Source organism: cyanobacterium endosymbiont of Braarudosphaera bigelowii (assembly GCF_020885515.1).
Classification (GTDB): Bacteria; Cyanobacteriota; Cyanobacteriia; order Cyanobacteriales; family Microcystaceae; genus Atelocyanobacterium; species Atelocyanobacterium thalassa_A.
The window spans coordinates 875,776-900,062 of sequence record NZ_AP024987.1; the positions used below are offsets into that span (position 1 = coordinate 875,776).

General features: G+C 30.3%; 20 protein-coding genes, 3 tRNA genes and 1 pseudogene. 10 read left to right on the forward strand and 14 right to left on the reverse strand.

The annotated features are described in order from the left end of the window. Positions 1 to 77: 77 nt before the first annotated feature. On the forward strand, positions 78 to 569 hold the full coding sequence (locus LPC16_RS03690; protein ID WP_229636861.1) for a DUF4168 domain-containing protein: 492 nt from the start codon (positions 78 to 80) through the stop codon (positions 567 to 569). Positions 570 to 600: 31 nt separating this feature from the next. Here the strand turns inward: LPC16_RS03690 and LPC16_RS03695 are convergent. The 7 genes from LPC16_RS03695 to LPC16_RS03725 form a co-directional block, all read right to left on the reverse strand. Then, a tRNA-Lys gene (locus tag LPC16_RS03695) sits at positions 601 to 672 on the reverse strand. Between the two features lie 463 nt (positions 673 to 1,135). Then, entirely contained in the window at positions 1,136 to 1,834 is a 699-nt protein-coding gene (locus LPC16_RS03700) for a diacylglycerol/polyprenol kinase family protein (RefSeq protein WP_229636862.1), read from the reverse strand. Positions 1,835 to 2,091: 257 nt separating this feature from the next. Next, positions 2,092 to 2,676 (reverse strand): leucyl/phenylalanyl-tRNA--protein transferase, encoded by a 585-nt coding sequence (gene aat / locus LPC16_RS03705; RefSeq protein WP_040054217.1) that lies wholly within the window; start codon positions 2,674 to 2,676, stop codon positions 2,092 to 2,094. Between the two features lie 278 nt (positions 2,677 to 2,954). Then, positions 2,955 to 3,257, reverse strand: a complete 303-nt coding sequence (gene rpsN / locus LPC16_RS03710) for a 30S ribosomal protein S14 (RefSeq protein ID WP_040054218.1) — start codon at positions 3,255 to 3,257, stop codon at positions 2,955 to 2,957. A gap of 134 nt (positions 3,258 to 3,391) precedes the next feature. Further along, the gene (ctpB, locus tag LPC16_RS03715; protein WP_229636863.1) at positions 3,392 to 4,699 is read right to left on the reverse strand and encodes a carboxyl-terminal processing protease CtpB; all 1,308 of its coding nucleotides are present in this window, start codon (positions 4,697 to 4,699) and stop codon (positions 3,392 to 3,394) included. Positions 4,700 to 4,912: 213 nt separating this feature from the next. Continuing rightward, a tRNA-Pro gene (locus LPC16_RS03720) sits at positions 4,913 to 4,986 on the reverse strand. A gap of 33 nt (positions 4,987 to 5,019) precedes the next feature. Then, the gene (locus LPC16_RS03725) at positions 5,020 to 5,544 is read right to left on the reverse strand and encodes a GNAT family N-acetyltransferase (protein ID WP_229636864.1); all 525 of its coding nucleotides are present in this window, start codon (positions 5,542 to 5,544) and stop codon (positions 5,020 to 5,022) included. Between the two features lie 468 nt (positions 5,545 to 6,012). Between LPC16_RS03725 and LPC16_RS03730 the strand changes: the two genes are divergently transcribed. Then, positions 6,013 to 6,333 (forward strand): slr1957 family protein, encoded by a 321-nt coding sequence (locus tag LPC16_RS03730; protein WP_229636865.1) that lies wholly within the window; start codon positions 6,013 to 6,015, stop codon positions 6,331 to 6,333. Between the two features lie 228 nt (positions 6,334 to 6,561). Here LPC16_RS03730 and petA read toward each other — a convergent pair whose 3' ends face one another. Further along, positions 6,562 to 7,548 carry a cytochrome f gene (gene petA, locus LPC16_RS03735; protein ID WP_229636866.1) on the reverse strand — a complete coding sequence of 329 codons (987 nt, stop codon included), beginning with the start codon at positions 7,546 to 7,548 and terminating at the stop codon, positions 6,562 to 6,564. 49 nt (positions 7,549 to 7,597) lie between these two features. Further along, a complete protein-coding gene (petC, locus tag LPC16_RS03740) occupies positions 7,598 to 8,140 on the reverse strand; it encodes a cytochrome b6-f complex iron-sulfur subunit (protein WP_040054223.1) in 543 nt (180 codons plus the stop codon). Positions 8,141 to 8,949: 809 nt separating this feature from the next. Between petC and ggpS the strand changes: the two genes are divergently transcribed. Beyond that, on the forward strand, positions 8,950 to 10,428 hold the full coding sequence (gene ggpS / locus LPC16_RS03745; protein ID WP_229636867.1) for a glucosylglycerol-phosphate synthase: 1,479 nt from the start codon (positions 8,950 to 8,952) through the stop codon (positions 10,426 to 10,428). 1,142 nt (positions 10,429 to 11,570) lie between these two features. Further along, entirely contained in the window at positions 11,571 to 12,608 is a 1,038-nt protein-coding gene (locus LPC16_RS03750) for a hypothetical protein (protein ID WP_229636868.1), read from the forward strand. 160 nt (positions 12,609 to 12,768) lie between these two features. On the opposite strand, the gene LPC16_RS03755 is transcribed toward LPC16_RS03750, so the two are convergent. Next, positions 12,769 to 12,841: transfer RNA gene (locus LPC16_RS03755), tRNA-Phe, on the reverse strand. Between the two features lie 437 nt (positions 12,842 to 13,278). On the opposite strand from LPC16_RS03755, the gene LPC16_RS03760 reads away from it, so the two are divergent. The 3 genes and pseudogenes from LPC16_RS03760 to accC all read left to right on the forward strand — a co-directional run bounded on the left by LPC16_RS03760 (position 13,279) and on the right by accC (position 15,846). After that, positions 13,279 to 13,623, forward strand: a complete 345-nt coding sequence (locus tag LPC16_RS03760) for a phasin family protein (RefSeq protein ID WP_040054227.1) — start codon at positions 13,279 to 13,281, stop codon at positions 13,621 to 13,623. Between the two features lie 203 nt (positions 13,624 to 13,826). Then, positions 13,827 to 14,159 (forward strand): annotated as a pseudogene (locus LPC16_RS03765) (FKBP-type peptidyl-prolyl cis-trans isomerase); the annotation flags it as partial. A gap of 337 nt (positions 14,160 to 14,496) precedes the next feature. Beyond that, positions 14,497 to 15,846: an acetyl-CoA carboxylase biotin carboxylase subunit gene (accC, locus tag LPC16_RS03770; protein ID WP_229636869.1), complete on the forward strand. Its 1,350-nt coding sequence runs from the start codon at positions 14,497 to 14,499 to the stop codon at positions 15,844 to 15,846. A gap of 131 nt (positions 15,847 to 15,977) precedes the next feature. Here accC and LPC16_RS03775 read toward each other — a convergent pair whose 3' ends face one another. Then, positions 15,978 to 17,471, reverse strand: a complete 1,494-nt coding sequence (locus tag LPC16_RS03775; RefSeq protein WP_229636870.1) for a sensor histidine kinase — start codon at positions 17,469 to 17,471, stop codon at positions 15,978 to 15,980. Between the two features lie 386 nt (positions 17,472 to 17,857). Here LPC16_RS03775 and LPC16_RS03780 point away from each other — a divergent pair, with 386 nt between their 5' ends. Next, positions 17,858 to 18,037 (forward strand): hypothetical protein, encoded by a 180-nt coding sequence (locus LPC16_RS03780; protein ID WP_229636871.1) that lies wholly within the window; start codon positions 17,858 to 17,860, stop codon positions 18,035 to 18,037. On the opposite strand, the gene LPC16_RS06180 is transcribed toward LPC16_RS03780, so the two are convergent. Beyond that, on the reverse strand, positions 18,025 to 18,159 hold the full coding sequence (locus LPC16_RS06180; protein ID WP_261345095.1) for a hypothetical protein: 135 nt from the start codon (positions 18,157 to 18,159) through the stop codon (positions 18,025 to 18,027). The two genes, LPC16_RS03780 and LPC16_RS06180, sit on opposite strands and share 13 nt — an antisense overlap. Positions 18,160 to 18,487: 328 nt before the next feature. Next, positions 18,488 to 18,688, reverse strand: coding sequence for an NAD(P)H dehydrogenase subunit NdhS (locus tag LPC16_RS03785; RefSeq protein ID WP_040054229.1), 201 nt, complete (start codon positions 18,686 to 18,688; stop codon positions 18,488 to 18,490). Between the two features lie 531 nt (positions 18,689 to 19,219). Between LPC16_RS03785 and LPC16_RS03790 the strand changes: the two genes are divergently transcribed. Both LPC16_RS03790 and mrdA read left to right on the forward strand, forming a co-directional pair. Further along, positions 19,220 to 21,019, forward strand: a complete 1,800-nt coding sequence (locus LPC16_RS03790; RefSeq protein WP_040054230.1) for an SLC13 family permease — start codon at positions 19,220 to 19,222, stop codon at positions 21,017 to 21,019. Positions 21,020 to 21,258: 239 nt separating this feature from the next. Beyond that, a complete protein-coding gene (gene mrdA / locus LPC16_RS03795; RefSeq protein ID WP_229636872.1) occupies positions 21,259 to 23,142 on the forward strand; it encodes a penicillin-binding protein 2 in 1,884 nt (627 codons plus the stop codon). On the opposite strand, the gene LPC16_RS03800 is transcribed toward mrdA, so the two are convergent. Continuing rightward, complete coding sequence (locus LPC16_RS03800) at positions 23,129 to 24,259, reverse strand: M14 family zinc carboxypeptidase (protein ID WP_040054231.1); 1,131 nt, start codon at positions 24,257 to 24,259, stop codon at positions 23,129 to 23,131. The genes mrdA and LPC16_RS03800 overlap by 14 nt on opposite strands. Between the last annotated feature and the right edge of the window lie 28 nt (positions 24,260 to 24,287).

A 24,287-nucleotide genomic window follows, 5' to 3' on the forward strand; every position in this document is an offset into this window, starting at 1 on the left:
TTTAAAATTCCATAGCGATAATAATTTTTATCATTTTTCTAAAAACTATTTTAATAATACATTACAACAAATAAAAAATGTTCAAGTCAATATTATTACAAAGAAAAATTGCATCAATTATCTTTATAGTTCTCTTACAATCGTTTGCTTTGAAGTATTCGCCAAAGATACTTGCTCAGCTTCCTTATATATCAAATTCTTCTAATATTAATACTATTGAGAATAGTCAACTAGAGAAGTTTGCTAAAGCTGTTAAAAGTTTACAAATGATCGATAGAATGACTCAATTAGAAATGCTTAAAGCAATAAAAGCTATAGAAATGTCTCCGGAAGAATTTATGAAGATCGGTCAGCAAGAAAAAAATAAGCGTAATCTTAATATGGAAAAACAAATTAAATTTGAAGAGACTCTTATTACTGTCAAGAGAATTAATCAAAAAGACCGTTTAGAAAAACGAGAAGCTATAAAAAATGCAGGATTGGAGGTTTCTCAATTCAACAGAATTGGGAAAATGGTTGAACAAAACCCGGAACTTCAGAAAGTAGTTGTAAAGTTACTAGGTATTTAGAGCTACTTTGACAACTCTATGATTAAAGAGATGGGTCGCCTGGGATTCGAACCCAAGACCATTCGGTTAAAAGCCGAGTGCTCTACCGCTGAGCTAGCGACCCTATTGATTGTTTTTCATACCGTTATTAATAATAGCATAGTCTTTTATTAATAACAACAGTTTTCAAAAAAAAACTTTATTTTACATACTGCTTGAAACTTATAAATCTCATACTATATAGATTCAAGGCCTTACATAGTAACTATACAAAACACTAAATATAACATTAAAAAATAATTTTCGAATATCACAGCAGCATTCGTAACAAAAATTCAAAAATCCGGTTTTGTTTATTTTTGCTGATATAGTCATAAAAAGTTATGATAATTTATCAACAACAACGTTTTATAAACATTACCAATTTTTTAGGATAAATTGGCTTTGTTCTAATTTTATAGATTGATGGCCAATGTGTAGGAAATCAAGTTTTACTATTTTTATACACCAAGGAATTCAAAAAAATTCATAGGTGATCATAAACATAAAAATGAAAAGTTATAACTACTTCCGTTCACTGAACAAGTCTATAAGTTAGCTAAATAAAAAGATACAAAGGCGCTTCCGATAGGAACTGTCATATTATCAATTCCAAAGCTGGAAAATACTTCGAGTGCTGTAGCGACTATAGAAGTAACTAAAGATATTATAAAGGTCCTTGAAAAGGGCTCTCCTACCAAAGAAAGAATTACACTACAAACAATAAAACTTATACCCATCATCATTAAGGATCCTTCCCAGCTTTTATTAACATTGAATATTTGATAAGTGTGCTTTCCAAATTTCAGACCAACAATAGCCGCCATTCCGTCTCCCCAAGTCATTATTAAAATCCCAATTACTGCATATTGAAATCTTTCTTCATACCAAAAGCAATAGCTTAAAATACCAATGCTAAAAGCATAAAACAATGTTCCATAGCTCAACCTGTTAATATCATTTATACTGGGAAAAAGATAAAAAGCATAAGAAACTAGAACTGCAAGAGTAGATAATATCGAACCTGTTATTAGAATCCATATAGGTAGTTGTAACTGCCATGCAAATATAATGATATTGCCAGAAGCAATATGAACAATTTTTCTAGTAATTTCTGTTTTTGTATCCCAAGAATGTTTTAAGATTTCAGCTATTGCAATAACAGCGGTTAAATAAAAAACAATTAAACAAATAGGAAGACGAAAAGAATATAAAGTACTAATTAGACAAAAAAACTGGAAAGACAAGATGATATTAAATTAACTTTTTATTTCTCATATATTATAGCTAATCCAAGTAAAATATCGTAATTTTAGTAAATTTCACTACTCATGTACTCATAGAACAAAAATAATACTATTAGAGTGTCTGTCGGCATATATAAAAATAATTTTAAATCTAAAAAAATTAGCCGGCAATGTAATTTGTGACTGTATTAATGGCTTAGAACTAAAAAAATAAAAAAACTCGTATAGAGTTTTAACTCTGAATGATAGTTACTAATTCAATTGACAAAAATACAAGTATTATTAAGTGCTTGAAATAAAAGTCTTCTATATTCATTATTGTTTATTACATAAGAACCAAATCTTTCTAAATGATTATTTTGTAACTGGACATCAAATAATGTGAATTTTACAGATCTTAAATGCTCTACTAGTTTAACCATAGCAACTTTAGAACCGTTTGGTACACGATAGAACATTGATTCTCCTATAAAAGCACTTCCAATAGTAATTCCTAAAATCCCTCCAGCTAACTGATCTCCTTGCCAAGTTTCAAAACTGTGGGCAAAGCCATTTAAATGTAATTGATAATAGATTTGTATTAGTTCAGGAGTTATCCAAGTAGTTTCTCTTTCTGCACAAGCTTGACAAACTTCTAAAAATTTTTTGTTGATTGAAATTGAAAACTGCTGTTGATTCAGGGTACGTTGTAGAGACTTAGGATATCGAAAACGTTCATCTAAAGGGATTAAAGCTCTTTGGTAGCTTGAATACCAACTTAATACTTTGAACTCGTCACCCATTAGAAAATACCCTTGAGTGTAACCTTTTATAATGGGCTCTAAGTTATTAATAGACTTCATCGTATACTTTTATATCTAAATCTATGGCATATGATGATCAAAGGGTTTCTGTTTTTAAGAAAAATTTTACAAACCAATAATATCGCGTCAAAGAACTAATAATATTAATTGATAGTAAATATACTAACAATAAATATTGTATAAAGAAGTAATTTGATTATTGAGTATAATGGGCTTCTTCAACATTTTATCTTAGTTAGATTAATTATAAATTAATCTAAAATATATACTCAATATCGAGAGGGTATATTTTTTTATACCCTTATATTCATTAAGGATTACCAACTAGATTTAACTACTCCAGGTAATAGTCCTTCATGAGCCCATTCTCTTAATACGTTACGTGATAAACCAAAGTCTCTATAGTATCCTCTTGGACGACCAGTAAGCCAGCAACGATTGCGATGACGTGTAGGAGCACTATTACGAGGAAGGCGTTGAATTTGACGATGAATTTCAATTTTCTCTTCATAATTTTCTGCATTATGAAAAGCTTCTTTCAAAGATGCTCTTTTCTCAGCATATTTTTCAATAAGACGCTCTCTCTTTTTTTCTCGTTGAATCATACTTTTTTTAGCCATAAAACCTTTAATGTAATTTTTCCATCTTAAAATGTACCGTTTCTAATATATCAAAAAATCACCAATAGAAAAGCTTATTCTTATTCTTTTGCTAAAAACTTTTCAGATTTTAACTTGTTTTAATGTAATCTTCATTAAGCACTTAAAATATATGAAGAAATAACAATTTTCGATACGGGGATAATATGTTCTCGTAAAATTGAAAGAGCTTTAATGTACTGAGGATCTGCTTTAGTTCCTAATAAAGTTGGATCATTCTTTAAACGAATTTGTTGTTCCATCGTCAAATCTAAATAGATATCTGGACTAATTCCCTTATAGTTAATATCTGCACCACTAGCGGGATAGTAACGAGCAATAGTAACTGCTAAGCCTGAACCATCAGATAATGAATGAACTGATTGTACAGTCCCTTTCCCATAGGTTGTAGTACCGATAACCGTAGCACGATTATTTTCTTTTAAAGCACCAGTTAAAATCTCACTAGCACTTGCAGACCATTTATTAACTAAAATAACTAAAGGTAAACTTGTTAAAGACGTCCCATTGGCTGAAAAATGTTGATCCCCTCCTTTGCGGTCAACCGTACTGACAATTTTTCCTTCCTCGAGCCAGAGACGAGCAATATTAACACTAGCAAAAAGTAGACCACCAGGATTTCCTCGTAAATCTAAAATAAATCCAGAAACTTTTTGTTTTCCAAGCTCATGGATCGCTTGCTTCATTTGCTCAGTTGCATGTGAACTAAATTCATCAAGTTTAATATATCCTATACTGTGATGTTTCTCTTCTTGAAGGTGATAACTTACAGAAGCAATTTGTATTTGAGTACGTTCAAGGGTGACTTGAAAAATTCCTTTATCACGACGTGATAGCTGTAAGCTAACCTCAGTTCCTAACTTTCCAAAGATTGCTTCTTGTGCCTGTTCAAGAGTCATTAATGCAGTTGGCTGGCCATTAATGCGAATTAAACGATCACCACGTTTGAGGCCTGCCTTTATAGCAGGTGAACTCTTCATTGCTTCAACTACATATAATTCACTAGTTCTCCTATCAATTGCTAATCTAATACCAATACCTGAAAGTTCTCCTGATGTTTGACTAGTAAGCATGGAAAACTCTTGAGGAGATAAAAATCGAGTATATGGATCCCCTAACTTTTTTAAAGATTCATTAATAAATTTATATGCTTGTTTAGAATTCTTATATTTTTGAGACAATAATTCTTGTCGTTCTTCCTGCCAGTTAATTCGATTAAATTCTAAATCTACAAATTCATTATTTACAATCTGCCAAATTTCGTCTATGACAGCTTTAGGGTTATCTTCAGGAATATTGAAACTTAAGCCAGGAAAAATAATTGTCAATGTAGATAATACTGCTATGGTTCCACTCCATAACAATGATTTATAATCATATAGTGATTTTATTGAATATTTCATTTTATCGAAATTATTTACATAATATGAATTTGGTATTGAATAAAAATCAGATAAATTACTTATGTTGACTATTACATATGAGTAGATGATATCTAACTACTAATAATTTTGCAGTACATTTTTTATTATGTTACATACTGTTTTTAGTAATTGAGTATAACCTCCGATATAAAATATCAAAAGGTTTATTACTATTTTATTGATTTTTTTATATCGGGATGACAGGATTCGAACCTGTGACATCCTGCTCCCAAAGCAGGCGCGCTACCAAGCTGCGCTACATCCCGTAACGTTCACATTTACATTATAACTAATTTTTTCTAATTAGGGTACCAAAACATTCCTTTTATTCCTTCTGGTTCAATTATAAATCCTAAACGACAGTAAAAATTTATTACTTGGGGATCAGCAAAAAGTGTAATATTACTAATATCTTCATTCTTTAAATGTCGGATCATGTAATTTATCATTCCCTTACCTAATCCCTTACTCTGGAATCTGGGATGAATAACTACATCCCAAATAGTTGCATTGAAAGCATGGTCAGAAGTTGCGCGAGCGAATCCAATCAGACGTCGTTGGTTTTTCCTTACTTCCCATGCAGAGACTATTATAAAACTATTATTTAGGGCTCTTTTAACTTTTCGAAGAGGACGACGGCTCCACCCCACAGAATCACATAATTCTTCTAGATCGTATAAATCAATTTCTCGCTCTTTTGTAAAGAAAATACGAGATTGAAGTGTACTTTTCTTTTTCAAGCTTATTCTTTCTCTCGATGATGAAGTAGTTTTAGCCTTAATATTTGAGCTGATATTATTAAACAAGCGTCTCCAAGAAAACATTAGATGGAAAATAAAACTTTGTTTTAAATAAATATTTAACAATAAGCTGATTATTAGAATAACTTTTAGATAATTAATCTAAAAATTATTGTGATAGTCTACCATAACGCCTTTATATCATAAAACTGATTATAATTAGTAAAAACAAATATCTTTTTTCAAAACTAGTGGTAAAAAACTATAAAAATAACGATAACATTACAATTTAGATATGGAAAAATTCTTTTAATTCTAAAAATATAAAATGATTGGGATATTAATTTTAGTCTTGCAAAAGTATACTTTTAGACACTTATTCTCTTCTAAAAGAATCACGATTAACTATGTTTTAATTTCTCTATTTTATGATAACTCTAATTTAGAGTTTTACAGTTACTAGGGTCTTTAATATAAAGACCCTAGTAATTTACATAAATATGATATTGTGATTAGGAATAAGTGTAACTACTGTATTCTCAAAAAATTAATATGAAACATTTCCAAGATGAATGGATTCAACAATGGTGTGAGCAAAATGGTTGGACTGATTTAACAAAAGAGAGTTATATCAGCTACTGGGCTTTCCCTCCTGGTGCAGTCATGCCAGAACCTATCCCTTTTGACATACTACGATCTATTAAGGACAACAATGGTACTTGCGTTGAAGAAAAATTTTGGCTATCCTTTGCTATTATACTTTCAGTAGCATCTGTTTTCTTCAGTTATTGGCTCAAAAATCCTGTACCAGTTATTTTTGCTTTCGCCTTTGATGCTTTTATATCTGCTAAATTAGAATTTGAAGAAATCTAATCAATTGTAACTTTATTAAATAAAATCTTAAAGACAACTATTTAGTTTGGTTAAATTTTGTTTTTAGTAATTTTCATACAAAATATTTTTATAATAGTCTGGCTATCCGATGTGGTCTATTGTAAATAATAATTAAATATTCCTGAATTATCTTTTCATTTTCAATAAAAACAGACAGAGTTTAATCTGTCTGTTTTTAAAAACTAATTGATTTGTTTTTAAACAATCTTAAAAGTTCATATCAGCTGCTTGAACTCGTTCTACTTGCTTCTTCTTAATAACTAAGAGAATCTGCACTAGCATTATGCCACCCAGAAAGAGCATTAAACCTTTAATACGATTTGGATTTTGTAAAACAACTTCCGTATCTTTTTGTCCAAAGCCGCCTACATTTGGATTATTAGTTAAAGGCTGTCCAGCTTTAACTTCATTGCCCTCGGAAACAATTAATTGAGGTCCTGCGGGTATAGTTTCCTCAACATTGCCATCAGAAGTAGTAATAGTTACATTATATCCACCACCTTCTTGATCGATAATTTGAGTTATGTTTCCTGCTTGTGAAGCTTTGAAAACATTATTATTACTTAGCTCTCCTGTTGGATATACTTGTCCACGACCACGATTAGCACCTAGATGAACTTGGTATTTACCGTAATGGATATCTTTATCAATATCAGGACTAGGAGATAATACTGGAAAAATAATTTCCTGATATTGTTCCCCAGGAAGAGGACCTACAAGGACGACATTCTCTTGATCTTCACGATAGGATTGAAAGAAAACACTACCCATTTCTTCTTTAAGTTCTTCAGAGATTCGTTCAGGAGGAGCAATTTTAAAGCCTTCTGGTAACATTAAAACAGCTCCTACATTTAGCCCTCCTTTAGAACCATCCGCAAGTATCTGTTGTGAATCTAGATCATAAGGGATTTTAACGACAGCTTTAAAAACTGTATCAGGCAAAACGGAATGTGGAATTTCTACTTCAGCGGGTTTCTCTCCTAGATGGCAATTAGCACAGACAATTCGTCCTGTGGCTTCTCTGGGAGTTTCTGGAGCAGTTTCTTGGGCCCAAAAGGGATAAGCAGTTGCAGTTTGAGTAAAAACAAAACAATTACAAATCAGCAAGACAATTGTCGTCATTCCTAATAGAAATGACTTTAGTAAAGTTTGCTTACCTGTAGACCAAATTGCCGAAAAATCGGATATTCTCATTGCTCAGTCAAATTATATAATTCTTAAACAGTAAAATGGAAACTTAAATTTAAGCCCACCATGGAGACTTGTCAGTACGGAAATCGGTTTCTGTCCATTCAGTGAACATAACTTTATCATCTTCGTTAACATTAACATGAGCCAATGCTAAAGAAAGGGGAGCAGGACCACGAACTACCTTGCCTTGGGCATTGTACTGAGAACCATGACAAGGACAAATGAATTTATCTTCGCCAGCATTCCAAGGAACAACACAACCTAAATGGGTACAAACAGCATTAATACCATAGCTCGTAATCGTGTTATCTCCGTCAATAACAAGATATGTAGGATCACCTTTTAAACCTTGGCTTAAAATATGGTCACCTGTTTTATGGCTAGAAAGAAACTCAGTAGCGACGATATCGTTCCCTAAAGCATCTTTAGCGACAATACCACTACCAGTTCCTCCACTAGAAGGAGGAATAAAATATTTAACTACAGGATATAGTGCGCCGGCAGCTACTCCTGTAATTGTTCCAAAAGTGAGTAAGTTCATAAATTGGCGACGTCCCATATCGGGGACGTCTGATGAACCAGATACTTGTGTCATAACGATTTATGGATGATCTAAGTTAATTTGTAGATTGAGAAATTAATCTCAATAACGCTTCAGGTAGTACTCTATAAGGAAATATAATGGTAACCAAAATCTTCACATAAATAAATTGAAGATCTTTAGTAATTTACTAGCCCACATTAAATTATTGCAGAAATTGTTGACAATGTATAAGGTACTTTTAAGGAAACCAAATATTTGTATAAAGATTTTTCATCTTAACTTATCCTTTTAAAACATTTTATTGAAGATTATACTCTTTCATTCAAATGGTTTAGTGCCGAATAACTGAGAAGAAACACAATTTATTTAATTATTAAAAATTAAATAAAAAATTAACTAACACCTCACAATATAAAATCAATAATTTTAATTTCTTTATAAATTAAAATTATTGATTTTATATTCAGTGGAAATTAACTAGATATTTAAGTACAGTATTTACAAAAATTATTTAAGACATGTAAATTATTTTTACAAAATTAAAAAAAGACTGTTCTAAATATCATTAAATTCTTAAAACATACTTTATTGCATCGGATTAATTTTTAAATATTAAATACTACAAAAAAGCTATTAAATATTTTGAATAAAAACAGGAACTTATCCAGAGTACTAGAAATATATTTTATATCGAGCCTAAAAGGTAAAATCTATTTCCAAAAACAACTTTAACATTCTAGTGTAAAGAGTATTTTGAAATTTAAAAGAATGACTAAATTTTAAGTTAGATATTATCTTTTATTTTTTCTTTAAAAATAAAAGATAATAAAATAAATACTAAATTAATAAAACCTAGATTTATGAAATCTTCACTTGTTATTCTATACCATCGCGAGCCTCATGATGAAGTAATTGAAAATGGTACTATACGTTATGTCCCGCAGAAAAGTCCTAATGGAATTATTCCAACTTTGAAAAGTTTTTTTGCTAATAATTTTCAAGGAACTTGGATAGCTTGGAAACAAGTTACAGAGAAACAGAAAAATAATTTTAGTGAAAAGGTAAGTGTAGAAGATGATGGAAACTACCATGTCTTTCGTATACCTTTAAGTCCTGAACAAGTAAAAAGCTTCTATTACATAACTTCAAAAGAAGCTTTTTGGCCTATTCTCCATTCTTTTCCCTATCACTTCACCAGTGAATCTTCAAATTGGAATAATTTTGTAGAGATTAATTGTCTTTTTGCTGAAGCTGCTTGTAGATATGCAGAAGATAATGCATTAGTTTGGGTACATGACTATAATTTATGGTTGGCTCCCTACTTTATAAGACAAAAGAAACCAAATATTCGTATTGCTTTTTTTCACCATACACCTTTTCCTCCTGTTGATATTTTCAATATTCTTCCATGGAGAGAAGCAATTATAGATAGTTTACTTAGTTGTGACTTAGTAGGTTTTCATATTCCTCGCTATTCTGAAAACTTTATCAACGCGACTAAAAGTTTACGCTCCATTGATATTCTAGAACAACAGCAAGTTCCAAAACATTTGACTGCTATAGGAACTGCTCTAGCGCAACCAGATTTTACTACTAAAATAAAACATAATAACCAAATTATTAAAATTGATGCATTTCCTGTAGGTACTAATCCAAAAGATGTCTTACAAGTTTTACATTCCGAATATGCAATAGAAAGATTTAGGAAAATCAAGAAAAGTTTTCATGGCTGCAAAACAATCATTGCAGCTGGAAGAGTTGATTATGTTAAAGGAAATGCACAAAAACTAGAAGCTTTTAATCGCTTATTAAAACGTCGTCCTGAGTTACATGGAAAAATCAATTTTATACTTACTTGTGTACAAGCAGCTACTGAAATAAGAATATATAAAGAAGCACAATATCAAGTCGAACAACTGGTAGGTGCAATTAATGGTCGCTATTCTAGCCTGGATTGGACACCAGTTTCATTATTTACTAAACCTGTTTCCCTACTAGATTTATTCTGTTATTACAAAGCTGCTGATATTTGCTGGACAACACCTTTAAGAGATGGATTAAATCTTGTTGCTAAAGAGTACATTATTGCTCATGAGGGAAGAAATGGTGTGCTAATTTTATCAGAATTTGTTGGAGCAGCTATTGAATTACCTCAAGCAATTTTAGTGAACCCTTACTCAACTAAATTAATGGATGAAGCTATCGATAAAGCTTTAGATATGTCTGAAGAAGAACAAGAAGAAAAAATGACTGAAATGTATAAAACTGTCAGCACTTATGATATTAAATATTGGGCAAACCGTGTTTCACGTCATTTTAGTAACAACCTCAAATCATAAACATATATTAATGTATCGAGCATCTTATTTAATATATTAGATCTAAAATACATATTATTTTGCTAAGTTAATATCAAATTCAAAATTTATATCAACATACATATAGTTTGAATTTTATTTTAGAGAAGATATATACTGCATATAATGTCAAAATTAGTTATCATGTCTATTTTAAAATCCATTACTTATAAATCTCATAATATAAAACTAAAAAAACAACCAATAAGGACAAAATCAGATCAAATTATCCTTTGCTTACACTGTAAAAGAACTGTTGATAATAATATTAAATGTAAAGGAATATGTGTTTCAGACAATGATTATTAGATAGTATATGTGTTTTAATTTTTTAAATAATTTAATTATAACTCTATAGATTAATAATTATTATATCTCACGTGATATTAATAATAGTTAGTTTGGAAAATATATGAGTATAAAATTATTTATCATAAAAATAAATAAAGCTAAGTATTGATAATAAGGCGATATAACTTAAGATATAAATTTATCTTTTATAAAATATGTATATCGAACTCAAGACTATGCATATAGCAATCAAAGATATGATCATATTTATAATACTATTTAGGATTGATAAACTAATAACTAACCCTAAAAATATTGCAATTATTTTAGAAGGATTTTGAAGTCTGTTATACGATACTAATATTTTTTCTACAAATTTTTCTTTATTCTCTTTTATATCTAAAAAACGTAATTTAGTTTTTTTAGTACTTATCCTTGACTTAGACTTTTTATATAGTGTTTTCTCATCATAGTGATTTGTCATAAAGCAGTTATTCCAAATTTATCATCATATTTGTGAGGTAGCTTAGCATATTTAAAAAATTTAAATATGTATAAAAAAGTATATTTTAGTATAAATGTCATGTATTATAGCTGTTTCTATTCTAATAATTAAAAGAAGGATTTATAATGTATGTCCTGTGTAAAATAGTATAATCTAACAATTTTAAGTATTCTTTTAAATAGCATAAATTATTAGTAATAGTACACAGTAGAACTAAAACGTAATTAATAATATGACTTTTAGTTATCAAATTCTTCAAAATAAAAACAATTTACTTTTGTAAATTTTTCTATTTTGTTTTTATCAATCATAAGTAACATTAACTTCTATGAAATTTGATTTTCCATCTTCTAATGATATTCATAGCGCTATTAACAATTCTGATATTTTCAATTTTAATTTGCCTAACCCAGAAAATATTGAAATAGAAGAGATAGATTTTCAGAAACAATTAAATATGGTGTGGGAAGTTTGTGATCGTTTTGATCTACAAACAGATATCTGGCGAGGCAGAATTCTAAGAGCAGCTCGTGATCGCGAAAAAAAACAAGGCAATAATCTAAAAACAGGATTTATACATTGGCTAAAGGAGCGAGAAATTTCGAAGAACCAAGCTTATAGGTTAATTCAATTAGCTGAAAGTGCTGATAAACTTTTCGAAGAGGGAGATCTATGTATTGATTCTATTAATAATTTTAGCAAGCGTGCTTTTATAGAAACAGCAAAATCAGAGCCAGAAGTACAAAAGATAATTAGTGAAGCAGCAAAAAACGGAGATCATATTACTTGTAGAGAGGTTAAACAATTATCAGATGAGTGGAGTACTATGAGTTCTGACGTATTACCTACTAAAATTAAAGACAAAATTGAGCAAGGAATATTAATGTCTCATCATGTAGCTCCATTGGTTCAAGCAATGAAGAGTTTACCTGATTGTCATCTAAAAAGTATTCAAAAAGAAGTTTTTAAGAATTCTGAAATAGATAATATTAAGCTATTAACTAAAGATTCAAAAAATTTAGCTAAATGTTTAGATGCCGCTGCACAGTTGCAAACTTTAAAAAATGAGAAAATTCATCTAGATATAGAAATGGTATTAGAAGAATCGATAAGATTAGATTGCTTAAACACTACCGTAAATTTGATTCAACAAGCTTCTCAACTGGAACAAATAGTAGTGAAATTTTATATAGCTTGGAAACGTCTAAAAAATATTTCGGATAAACTATATATTAACACTGGAGAAAGTAGCCCTAATCTAAGGTCAATGTTAACATCTTTAGAATCATTAAGCGAAGAAGTCGTTGAAGTACCACTTGATGAGTTAAGAGAGAAGGTTGTCAAGTTGAGGATTTTTCCCGAATAGATAGTATTCAGTTCATAATTGATTATATTTAGAAATTATGATATGAAAAATTATTGGATGAATAAGTATAGACTTCTATAAGCAAGGTATATTTGACATAAAAATTAAGTAAACTATGACATTTCTTACTATATGAGTAAAAAATATCATAGTTTATTTATGCCAGGAGGCGGGCTTGAACCGCCGACACGAGGATTTTCAGTCCACTGCTCTACCAACTGAGCTATCCCGGCATGAACTTTGTTTCGGTACCGTATATAACTATAACAAACTTTTTTTTTTGTTGCAATGGTATTTACAATTTTTTATATATAAACGTAAAAAAAAGAACTCCAGATAAAAGTTCATCGTATTTACCTAGAAATTGGTTCAAATAAATATTAATTATTTCTTTAAAAAAATATAAAAATATGAGATTATCATCAATGATAGAAATTTTTTAAATATATTACTACTTATGTCAAATGAACTTTTATCATAAATATTTAAAAATATTAAATATCAATTTAAAATGATATCAATAATTTATGGACAAAATACAAAATAGAAATTATGCTTGCTATACTTGATAAGTATATCATTTTCTATGATAAATTTCTCTAATTACAAAAAACCGTTTCTTAATGTAAATTTAGAGATAAAACTAAAGTTATTTTATTAAATTAGTATTATGAATGGAGACAAAGTTAACACAGAGAATAATGACTGGATTAGACAATTAGTACTTATGGGTATCGGTACAACTTCAATGGCTGCTGAAAAATTAAAGGAAGCTAGTGAAGAATGGGTAAAAGAGGGCAAAATTAATCCTGATCAAGCTCAAGGTTTTGTTGATGAACTACTAGGCCAAATTAAAGTCGGACAAAATAGTTTTGAAATAAATATAGAGCGCGAAATTCGTAATATTCTACGAGATTTAGGTGTTCCAAGACAATCAGAAATAGACGAATTAAGAGGAAGGATTGATCGTTTAGAGCATCAAGTCAGAGATCTCGAGAATAAGTCCTGGAACTAACAAGATTCAATTTAGAAAAAAAATTATGCGAAAAATCTTCATTAATTTTAATATTATCAAGGTTTGAAGTTTATTATTAATAATCTCAACTTTGACAATCGAAATATTTATGAATCTAGTCTCTTTCTAAAAAGTAAATATACTTACACTTTATTTAATATTGTTAACAAAAAATTAAAAATATGAATTTAGAAAAAACTATTACTACTACTTCAGGACTAAAGTATGTCGACACTCAAGAAGGTAGTGGAGTTTATCCTAAGACTGGGCAATTTGTTTCTGTTCATTATATAGGTACTCTCGAAAATGGTAAAAAATTTGATAGTTCTTATGACCGCAATCAACCTTTTTCTTTCAAGATAGGTATTGGACAAGTAATTAAAGGTTGGGAGGAGGGAGTCTCTTCTATGAAAGTTGGAGGTCAAAGAAAATTAATCATTCCACCTGCTTTAGGATATGGTTCAAGAGGAGCAGGTAGTGTTATTCCTCCCAATGCTGTATTGGTTTTTGACATTGAGTTACTAGATATCGAATAATCTTAAAAATATTTAATCAAGATTCGAATAAGTATTAACTATTGCTTATTCGAATCTTGATTAAATATTTTTAAGATTATTTATGACTTTGAAATTCATTTAAGATTACTTTCAAAGCGATAAATTAATCATTCTATAGTAGGAAACAGAGTGATAATTCTTTACTAAAAATCATAAATTAGGCTAAAATAACTTAGCTTATAATCATATGAATGATATCGACCACCTTAAAAGATGTAATTGTAAGATAACTTGTTCTAGTTTTAGTCTTGACTGATACTGAAAAAACATAACTAAATTCTTACCATATACTCCTATCCAATATACGGGTAAAATTATGCAATTTTCCAAAATATTAATTGCCAATCGCGGGGAAATAGCTTTACGAATTTTACATAGTTGTGAAGAACTTGGTATCAATACAGTAGCTGTTCATTCTACAATAGACCGCCAATCACTCCATGTTCAACTGGCTGATGAAAGTGTTTGTATTGGTCCACCTTCAAGTAGTAAAAGTTATCTAAATATTCCTAATATTATTTCAGCTGCTTTAACTCATAATGCGACAGCAATTCATCCTGGTTATGGATTTTTATCCGAAAATGCAAGATTTGCAGAGATCTGTGCTGATCATAAAATAGTGTTTATTGGCCCTTCTCCTGAAGTTATCTATGCTATGGGAGATAAGTCAACTGCAAAAAAAACAATGCAGAAGGCCGGAGTCCCAACTATTCCTGGTAGTTGGGGACTATTGGAAAGTCAAGAGAATGCCTTAAGTATTGCCCGTGATATTGGTTATCCTGTAATTATCAAAGCTACAGCAGGTGGTGGTGGACGTGGAATGCGTCTGGTGAGAGAAGAAAGTGAATTTTCTAAATTATTTCAAGCAGCACAAGGAGAAGCGGAAGCTTTTTTTGGAAATCCTAGTGTCTATCTAGAAAAATTTATTGAACACCCACGTCATATTGAGTTCCAAATCTTAGCAGATAGTTATGGAAATGTAATCCATTTAGGAGAAAGAGATTGCTCTATTCAACGCCGACATCAAAAACTCTTGGAAGAGGCACCTAGCCATTTTTTAACCCCTCAACTTAGGAAGAAAATGGGAGATGCGGCTATCAAAGCTGCCAAATCTATTAATTATGTTGGAGCTGGTACTATCGAATTTTTAGTAGATAGTAAGAATAATTTTTACTTTATGGAAATGAATACTCGTATTCAAGTCGAGCACCCAGTAACAGAAATGATTACAGGATTAGACTTAATTAAAAAACAAATTTCTATTGCTCAAGGAGAAAGGTTAAAGTTAAAGCAAAGCGATATTATATTAAAAGGTCACTCAATAGAATGTCGTATTAATGCTGAGGATCCAAATTTCAATTTCCGTCCTCATCCTGGTAAGATAAGTGGATATCTTCCACCTGGAGGTCCGGGAGTCAGAATGGATTCTCATATTTATACCGATTACGAAATTCCTCCATATTATGATTCTTTGATTGGAAAATTAATTGTTTGGGGACCAGACCGTTCAACTGCTATTAAAAGAATGAAAAGAGCATTAAAAGAATGTGCTATTACTGGAGTTCCTACGACAATTGACTTTCATAAAAAAGTAATAGAAGTACCAGCATTCTTAGAAGGAGAAACATATACAAACTTTATTGAAAAAAATCTAACTAACAATTAACTATATTGCTAGTGTCTTGAAGATATACAAAATCAATAATATTTTCTTGGTAATCTTTATTAATATATTCAGTAATTAATTTTTTAATACAGTTGTTAACTCATAGTATAAAAAAATAGAATTTTTTTACACTATGTTAGAGGAAAGAAAATGGTAAAAGTTTCTTCTCTTCTTGAACGTTGGCGAACAATTAATTTGCCACCTAATCGATGAAAGAGATTTTTTGTTACATCCAAGTTTAAACTAACACTACCTGTTTCAGGTTGTAACATTAATACTTGTCCTAGAGCTTCAAGAGGATTGTGCTGTCCATAAGATTCTGTCTGAAATTGTAATTTTAATTGATGTCCTGCAGTACTAACTTGAATTCGAATTAAACCTTGCCCAGAAAGACTCCGAGTACATTTTTCGATTAAAGATGTTAAGACTTTATCTAGCATTCGGGGATCACTAACTACTTGGGGTAATGTTTTAGGTAGCCCTACATCAAGATCAATATTTCGACGTTGTGCTTGTTTCTTCCAGCGAGGTATACATCTATTTAACAGGGTTTCTAAAGAAGTTTTAACTAATTCAACAGATGAGTTTTGATAGTTTTTACTTTTTAATTCAGTGGCCCGGAAAATCAATTCCATTCGGTTAATCTGTTCACTACATTCTTGATCTATGTTTTCTAGTAATTGAGTGATTTTTGGTTCTAAATCTTGGTATTTAAGCAATAACCTAGTCATTGTTCGAATACTTGTTAGAGGTGTACGAACTTCATGACTTAGTGCTCGAAGTAAATCTAGATCATTTGCCTTTTCAACATTAAGAGAAATATTTTTGGATAAATGATTATTTTCATTTATTGTATTTAAATCTTTATTACATAGATTTTTCTTATAGATTATTGTCGATATAGAAGTAAAATTATGGAGCAGTAGACGACTAAATTCTTCAATAATTTGGCAACGGGGAAAAATAGGTATAAACTTTTGAACTAACTGGTCTAACTCAAATAATTGAGAATAATTCAATGTATTGAGGCCAAAGCGTAATCTTAGCCATCCTTTATAGTTAATTTCTGGATCAAATGTAAATTGAAATGTAGGAAAACCTAGAGGATTTTCCCCTAAAACTATCATTAAAGAAAACTGAGAAGTTAAAATTAAACAAAATTGTTCAGATGCGAGAGGATCCTGTGGGAGTATTGGTAACTCCATTACACTTAAAATATTAGGATGAATTTGACTAGAACAGTTGATGTCTGCAGGAAGTTTAAATTGCTTCCAGAGATTAAGTGTATTAGTTTGTAAAGTAAAAATACCAGTATGTAATATTTTTATGAGAGCAGGATGACATAAAATTGGAGTTGGAGCTGATAATATAAGTCCTTGGCAATTTTCTTTATTGACTACAGTTGGTTCTAAATAAGATAGAAGTAATGTTTCTAGAGCAGAGATTGAACTTACCCATTTTCCTTGTGCTTCTATACGTGCTTGCTTGATATCAATAGTATGTGATTGAAATAAATGAGATTCGGCTTTTACTCTACTACCATCATTTATAATCTTGCTAAGGTTACCCAATGAAGCCTCAGAAGCATCCATAAATTTCTCTCGATTTAATTCTTTGACTCTCATGCTTTTATGGTTCTAGAGAAAATTATAAGGCAGATATACTACAGAGAATAGCAATAAAATAAAAATTTATTTTTGTTGAAATTTTATATTGCTTATGAACTTTATGTTGTTGACAAAGTAACTGAGGTTTTAAGGGATCAGACAAAGAATTAAGTAATTACTTGATTAAGAATATAGTAGTCATAATTATCCTCCAGGAAAATTTCTAGAGTTTTACTCATTAAAACTAACCAACTTTTATTAGCCTTCTCTAGTAAATACATATTTTTTTTAGAAGCTACGATTAGAGTACTTATTGAGGTATATTTAACTTACAGTAAAGTTATTAAAAACTCGAATTTTTTACTAAAGCTAATAATTTTTTTTTCTTTGTATTAATAAGCTGCTTGATCAATTTGGGGAGAGCAAGATGGCGAATATTAGTAGATATAGTTTCATCTCGGAAAGGGAAGAAATCCCTAAAACCAATAATTATCGCCTTACACTTTGTAAATATTTGTAGTTGCTGTTCTCATAACTCTGTTACCGGTTATCGTAGTCCTCTAGCTGATGTTCAAAGTCTATAAGAGTAACAAGTTGCATAAGTAATAATAGCTACAATCACAGTTTCTGACTCTTCATCTAAAACTTGCACCAACCTCCAAACAGAAGCATCACTGGAAAGCTTAAATGTTTTAATTTTAAACACTGAACAGAAAATTATGTCTCTGCAATATAATTCGATTGTATAACTTTAGTGTTAACTTATTAATTTGAGTTAAAGAAAAAGATGTGATACAAGCAAGAATATTATATGTGACATTTGACAAGCTTTTCCATATTCTGATTAATTAGTACTTTTATGTAAGATTTAAATACCTAGTAACTTAAGAAAAAACATATATCTGAAGTTTATCATGTTATAACTTCAGAAATTTTGTTTTCATTTAAAGGCTTCACCAAATTTTAAGAAAATACGATGATTGCTTGTAGCAGTTCTACATAAGTTTAAAATTTCATATATCTAAACTACATAGCTACTTTTTTTCCTTAACTTTGGTCTTAGGAGTAATTGCCTCAATCTCGGACAAAGGGAAAGTAACTAATTTACTCCAGTTTCCCCCTTCAAATAAAACAGCAGCTTTTCCATCGCTGACTCTTTGCACCAAGCCTTCAAAACAATAATAAATATCGTCAGGATTAATAATTTTGACAGTTGTCCCTGGTAGAATTAACATTGTTTTCTCACAATATACTAGTTCATATTTATATTTTAGCAGATTAAATTTCAACTCAACTTGAAGTTAAGATTTTTTCGATCATATTATTTTAATAAATTACATAAAAGTTTCTTAGCTGTATTTGTATGTTAGTTAATATATTCAATAATTAACAATAATTATTGAATATATTAACTGTTAGAATTAACGATTTTAATATAACATCTTGTAAAATTTATACAACTAAAAACATATATATTATTTACTTTTAGTTGTATCTTAATTTATAAAAAAGATTAATCTTTTTTATAAGATAGTAAATTTATAAGATAGTAAATATAATATTTACTGTAGTGTTATAGAATATTATTTATATTTTTTAAACTAGTAAAAATCTGATACAAATGTTTCACCTTTTATCCTAACTTAAAGTTAAATTAGCCCGAAATATTTATATTAAATTTAATTAGTTATTTTTTTTCCTCATCAACTTATCTTTTCATTGACGTGTTACGATGAGAATCTTTTACTAGGTATGGTAGTTTTATTATGTCTATTCCACCCATTGTTTTAACATTAATAATTCTATTTTCAGCTCTAATTAGTTTTATTTTTGAATTTTTCCCTGCAGATACTACAGCTATTGGAATTACAGTTATATTAATTGTATGTGGACTAGTAACTCCTGAAGAAGGTACATCTGGTTTTAGTAATTCTGCGACTATTACTGTAATGGCTATGTTTATTTTAAGTGGTGGAATCACTAGGACTGGAGGATTACAAGTTGTTAGAGATATTCTATTTCAGATTGGAGGAAAAAACTTAAATAAACAGATTGCTCTTATGGGTATTATGGTAGGCTCTATTAGTGCTTTTATTAATAATACTGCAGTCGTTGCTGTTTTCCTACCAATAGTAGAAGCTTTTGGTAAAAAGCAGAAAATTTCTTTATCAAAATTACTTATTCCACTGTCTTATACAGCCATTTTAGGAGGAGTTATTACTACGATTGGAACTTCTACTAATATATTAGCAAGTGGGTTATCGAAGCAGTTAGGTTATGGGGAGTTTGGCATATTTTTAATTACCCCTATCGGAATTCCTGTATTTATTATTGGATTAATATATTTAACTTTTTTTAGTTCTCGAATATTACCAGATTGTAAATCAATCAATAATGATGGGTTTAATGTTGATTATGGAATGAAAGATTATGTTAGTGAAATTATTATTACTCCACGCTCTAACTTAGTCGGACAAAGCTTACGCCAAAGTAAAATTCAGAGAAAGTTTGATATTGATGTATTAGAAATAATTCATAATAATATTCATTTTCCACAACCTTTAGCTGATAGAGTTTTATCATTAGGAGATATATTATTAGTCCGTGGAAGCAAAGAAGATTTATTACAGATTAGAGACGAAAAAGGAGTTGATATTTTAGCTAATATTAAATTTGATAAGAGGCAATTTAAAGACGAAATTAATTATAGAGAAGATAAAATAGCTGAAGTTCTCATACTGTCTAATTCACGATTGATAGGCTCCACACTGAAAGATTTACGTTTTCGCCAAAGATATAATGCTACTGTCATTGCTATTCGTAGAGGAGAAGAGTTATTACGAACCAGATTAGGAAAAGTACGTCTAAAATTTGGAGATTTATTACTAGTTCAGGGCCCAAAAGAAAGTTTTATTGGATTACAGACAACACGAGAACTATTAGTCCTTGAGGAAAGAGATATTGAAACCTTACGACAAAACAAAGCTTATATAGCCATTGTCATCATTTTTGGCGTTGTTACTATTGCTGCATTAGAGATATTACCAATTCTAGTTAGTAGCTTAGTAGGTGTCATGCTAATGATTTTTACTGGATGTCTTAAGCCTGGAGAAATCTATGGCACAGTTCGTTGGGATATTATTTTTTTGTTGGCAGGACTAATTCCTTTAGGGATTGCCATGGAAAAATCTGGTACTAATTATTGGATAGCTCAACACATCATTAGCATGGGAAATTATATTCCTGGTTATTTAGTCTTAGTTCTTTTTTATTTTGTTACTGCTCTATTTACTGAAATACTTTCAAACAATACATCTGTTTTATTAATGTTACCAGTTGCTGTAGAGGTAGCAGAAGGCTTTGGATTTAATCCCGTCTCTTTCATGCTAGTAGTAATGTTTGCAGCTTCTAATAGTTTTATTACTCCTATAGGATACCAAACAAATACTATGGTTTATGTGCCTGGAGGATATCGTTTTTTAGACTTTACTCGTGTCGGATTACCTTTAACTTTTATGTTTACTTTTTTAGTACCATTTCTTGTTAAGTGTATATACGGAATATAGTATCATTATTTTTTAATATTATGAAAAGCTACTTTTTTAATTTAAATAATTATCTGGAAAAGTTCTCATATTAATGGATATATAACACTCTTAAATTACTGAAATATGTATAAATCAAGATTTTTAAAATAGATGAATGATTGTTATACTCCAATTTTTTTTACTAGAAGTTTAATGGTAAAATACCCAAAATAAAAAGAACTATCCTGAAAGTTTTAAATTCAGATTTCGTTAGCAATATGTGGAAAAAAAAAGGCTCTCAATTCCATTGGCAAAACTTAATTAAAAAAAAGAATTATGGCTTTCGAATTTTTAGGGAAAAGAAGAATAACTTAACTATCGGACAAAATAGTCAATCATTATTAATAATGATGTTTATCAGTTTTGTTTTGTTAGGAGCTATAGGCAGCCGTTTGTTTTTTTTACAGCTAGTAGAAGGTAAAAATTACAGAGGTAAATCTGAAAATAATCGTGTCCGTGTCATGCCAAAACCACCTATCCGAGGTACTATATTTGATAGAAAAGGACGTATTTTAGCTTCAAACCGTTTTAGTCATTCAGTTTATTTATGGCCTGTCGTTGTTAGCCAGCCTAATTGGCCTAAAAATAGAAAATCTTTAGCACACTTACTTTCTATTTCTGAAGAAAATATTGAAGCTAAGATAAGTGAGAGTATAAATAAAAAGACGGGATATTCTTCTTCAATTTTAATTAAAATTGCTAGTCGGCTTAATCCTGCTCAAATAACTGCATTAGAAGAATTCAAAGAGGAGCTCGACGGATTAGAAATGGATATTGAAAATATTCGTAATTATCCTAATAAAGAAATAGGTGCTCATATACTAGGATATATTGGAGAGTTAAGTAGTCAGGAATTAAAAGAAAAGCAGTCTGAAGGTTATCTTTTAGGTGATTCTGTTGGAAGAATGGGAATCGAGTCTGCCTATGAAAAAAAGTTAAGAGGTGAATGGGGAGGTATTGAGTTAGAGGTAAATGGAGCAGGTAAAATCACTAAAGTATTGGGACGTAAAGCAGCAAAACTAGGTAAAGATATTACTGTCACTCTTGATCTTGATATACAAAAGGCTGCTGAATTCGCCTTGAGACAACGTACAGGAGCTGTCGTTGCTATTGAACCATATACAGGACAAATTCTAGCAATGGCTAGTAGCCCTACTTTTGATCCTAACTTTTTTTCAACTCCGCTTGCCCCCAAAACTTGGAAGCAGTTACAACAGAAAGATGCATTTCTTCTTAATCGAGTTTTGCAAGGCTTTCCCCCTGCTTCCACTTTCAAAATAGTTACATCTACTGCAGCTATGGAATCAGGTAAGTATCCTCCGGATACTATATTATCAACTTCTCCTTATTTAAGTGTAGGAGGAACCCATTTTAGAGAGTGGAATAGATTAGGCTTTGGAAAAATAGGTTACATAAAAGCTTTAGCATTGAGTAGTAATACTTTTCATGGGCAAATTGGTCTAAAGATAGGAGAAGATGATCTAGTTAGATATGCACGTCTTTATGGTTTCGGTTCAAAAACGGGAATCGAATTAGAAGAAGAAAAAATTGGACTAATTGCAGATAATATATGGAAGAAAAAGAAACATAAGGGAAATTGGACTGACGGAGATACAGTTAATATGTCTCTTGGCCAGGGATTCACCAAAGCTACTCCCTTACAAGTGGCTATCATGTTTTCCGTTATAGCTAATGGTGGGTACAGAATAAAGCCTCAGCTATTAAAAAAAGTTTATGAGAAAGAATATCTAAAAAGTTATATAGGTTTTAAGTCTAGTACAATTAGAACTCTGAGAGAAGGCTTAAGAGCAGTAGTCTTATCAGGAACTGGAAAGATTTTAAATGTTCCAAGCTTACCTCCTGTGGCTGGAAAAAGCGGTACAGCTGAAGCTCCTCCTAGAAAATCTCATGCTTGGTTTGGAGGTTTTGCTCCTTACAATAGTCCAGAAATTGTTGTTGTAGCTTTTGTTGAACATTCTGGTGGCGGAGGTGGAACTATCGCAGCACCAATAGTCCGTCAAGTTATGGAAGCATATTTTAAACATAATCGTTCTCTTAATTCTATTAACAATAGAAAAAATTTAAGTATTAATTTAAACTAAAAATACTTAAAACATATTCTCCTTGATTAACTGAAAAATTAGTAGATAGATCAAAAACAAAGCCGGCTTTTTCTGCATAAATATCTATAACCTCAGGCAATTTTCCCTGCTTGTTAAAACTTATAATTTGATAAAGTCTATCCCCTGTTTTTACTTGAGTTTTAAGAATTAATCTACTTTGAATCATTCCTCCCGTTGGAGCGTAATAATTTTTTATTTTTTCACGAGAAACTAAATGTATTTTTGTTTTCCCTAAAGAATAATTATGTAATTTCAATATATTTTTTTTTACCAAATAATTTTTAATTCCAGAAACTCCAGCAATTACAGATTTTGGCTGCATTTCCATTCCTGAACCTAATTCTAATGTCCATGATTCTCGATCAATGACTATTTCTCTTCCTAATTTTCGAAACTCTTTTTGTAATGCTAACCAAGGCTTTAAAAAAGCTTCATCAAAGCTATCTCCATCAAAGGTATTCATTAGAATTCCATAATCAAGTTTGAAATATATAGCATTTTCTTCTTGTTCTCCGGGAAAACAGAAAAGGTAGTCTATACATTTATTGCTTGAACTATGAATATCAATTAAATAATTTGCATCCATAGCAAGAGATTGCAGTTTATAGCGATATTGTTCGAACAAAGGGGCACTACTAGGGCTTTGGATTTTTTCAGCATGTTGAGAGAATGCAGCTTTTTGTTGTTTTAAAAAGTTTTCTCGTATTGTTAAACAATCAAAATTAAAGTTATTTTTAACAAAATCTTTTAAGCCAAGAAAAACCTTTTCATAATCCCAAAATATTCTATTCCAGTCCTTACCATCATAACTATTGAAACGTCCTGATGAAAAAAAATGATTTCTTTGATTCGTTCCTAACGGATTACATACTGGAACTAACCATATTTCTCCATCAATTTGATTTTTATCCAGAGTAGATAAAAAATCAACTAGTTGATGAATCACTGAATTACCTACAATTTCTGAACCGTGTAAGTTAGATTGAATATAGATTTTCTTATCGCTTTGCTTACCGATAAACTTATATATTTGAATGGATATTTCGTCTCCAGAAGCAAGTTTAAATAAATTTAATATCTCAATATTTGGTTTCATTGAATTTTTTATAAAAAACTAATTAGAT

Excerpts from the sequence above, each read along its gene's own strand:
- LPC16_RS03690 (WP_229636861.1), top strand. The coding sequence starts at position 78 with ATGTTCAAGTCAATATTATTACAAAGAAAAATTGCATCAATTATCTTT.
- aat (WP_040054217.1), bottom strand. The coding sequence starts at position 2,676 with ATGAAGTCTATTAATAACTTAGAGCCCATTATAAAAGGTTACACTCAA.
- rpsN (WP_040054218.1), bottom strand. The coding sequence starts at position 3,257 with ATGGCTAAAAAAAGTATGATTCAACGAGAAAAAAAGAGAGAGCGTCTT.
- ctpB (WP_229636863.1), bottom strand. The coding sequence starts at position 4,699 with ATGAAATATTCAATAAAATCACTATATGATTATAAATCATTGTTATGG.
- LPC16_RS03725 (WP_229636864.1), bottom strand. The coding sequence starts at position 5,544 with ATGTTTTCTTGGAGACGCTTGTTTAATAATATCAGCTCAAATATTAAG.
- LPC16_RS03730 (WP_229636865.1), top strand. The coding sequence starts at position 6,013 with ATGAAACATTTCCAAGATGAATGGATTCAACAATGGTGTGAGCAAAAT.
- petA (WP_229636866.1), bottom strand. The coding sequence starts at position 7,548 with ATGAGAATATCCGATTTTTCGGCAATTTGGTCTACAGGTAAGCAAACT.
- petC (WP_040054223.1), bottom strand. The coding sequence starts at position 8,140 with ATGACACAAGTATCTGGTTCATCAGACGTCCCCGATATGGGACGTCGC.
- ggpS (WP_229636867.1), top strand. The coding sequence starts at position 8,950 with ATGAAATCTTCACTTGTTATTCTATACCATCGCGAGCCTCATGATGAA.
- LPC16_RS03750 (WP_229636868.1), top strand. The coding sequence starts at position 11,571 with ATGAAATTTGATTTTCCATCTTCTAATGATATTCATAGCGCTATTAAC.
- LPC16_RS03760 (WP_040054227.1), top strand. The coding sequence starts at position 13,279 with ATGAATGGAGACAAAGTTAACACAGAGAATAATGACTGGATTAGACAA.
- accC (WP_229636869.1), top strand. The coding sequence starts at position 14,497 with ATGCAATTTTCCAAAATATTAATTGCCAATCGCGGGGAAATAGCTTTA.
- LPC16_RS03775 (WP_229636870.1), bottom strand. The coding sequence starts at position 17,471 with ATGAGAGTCAAAGAATTAAATCGAGAGAAATTTATGGATGCTTCTGAG.
- LPC16_RS03785 (WP_040054229.1), bottom strand. The coding sequence starts at position 18,688 with ATGTTAATTCTACCAGGGACAACTGTCAAAATTATTAATCCTGACGAT.
- LPC16_RS03790 (WP_040054230.1), top strand. The coding sequence starts at position 19,220 with ATGTCTATTCCACCCATTGTTTTAACATTAATAATTCTATTTTCAGCT.
- mrdA (WP_229636872.1), top strand. The coding sequence starts at position 21,259 with ATGTGGAAAAAAAAAGGCTCTCAATTCCATTGGCAAAACTTAATTAAA.
- LPC16_RS03800 (WP_040054231.1), bottom strand. The coding sequence starts at position 24,259 with ATGAAACCAAATATTGAGATATTAAATTTATTTAAACTTGCTTCTGGA.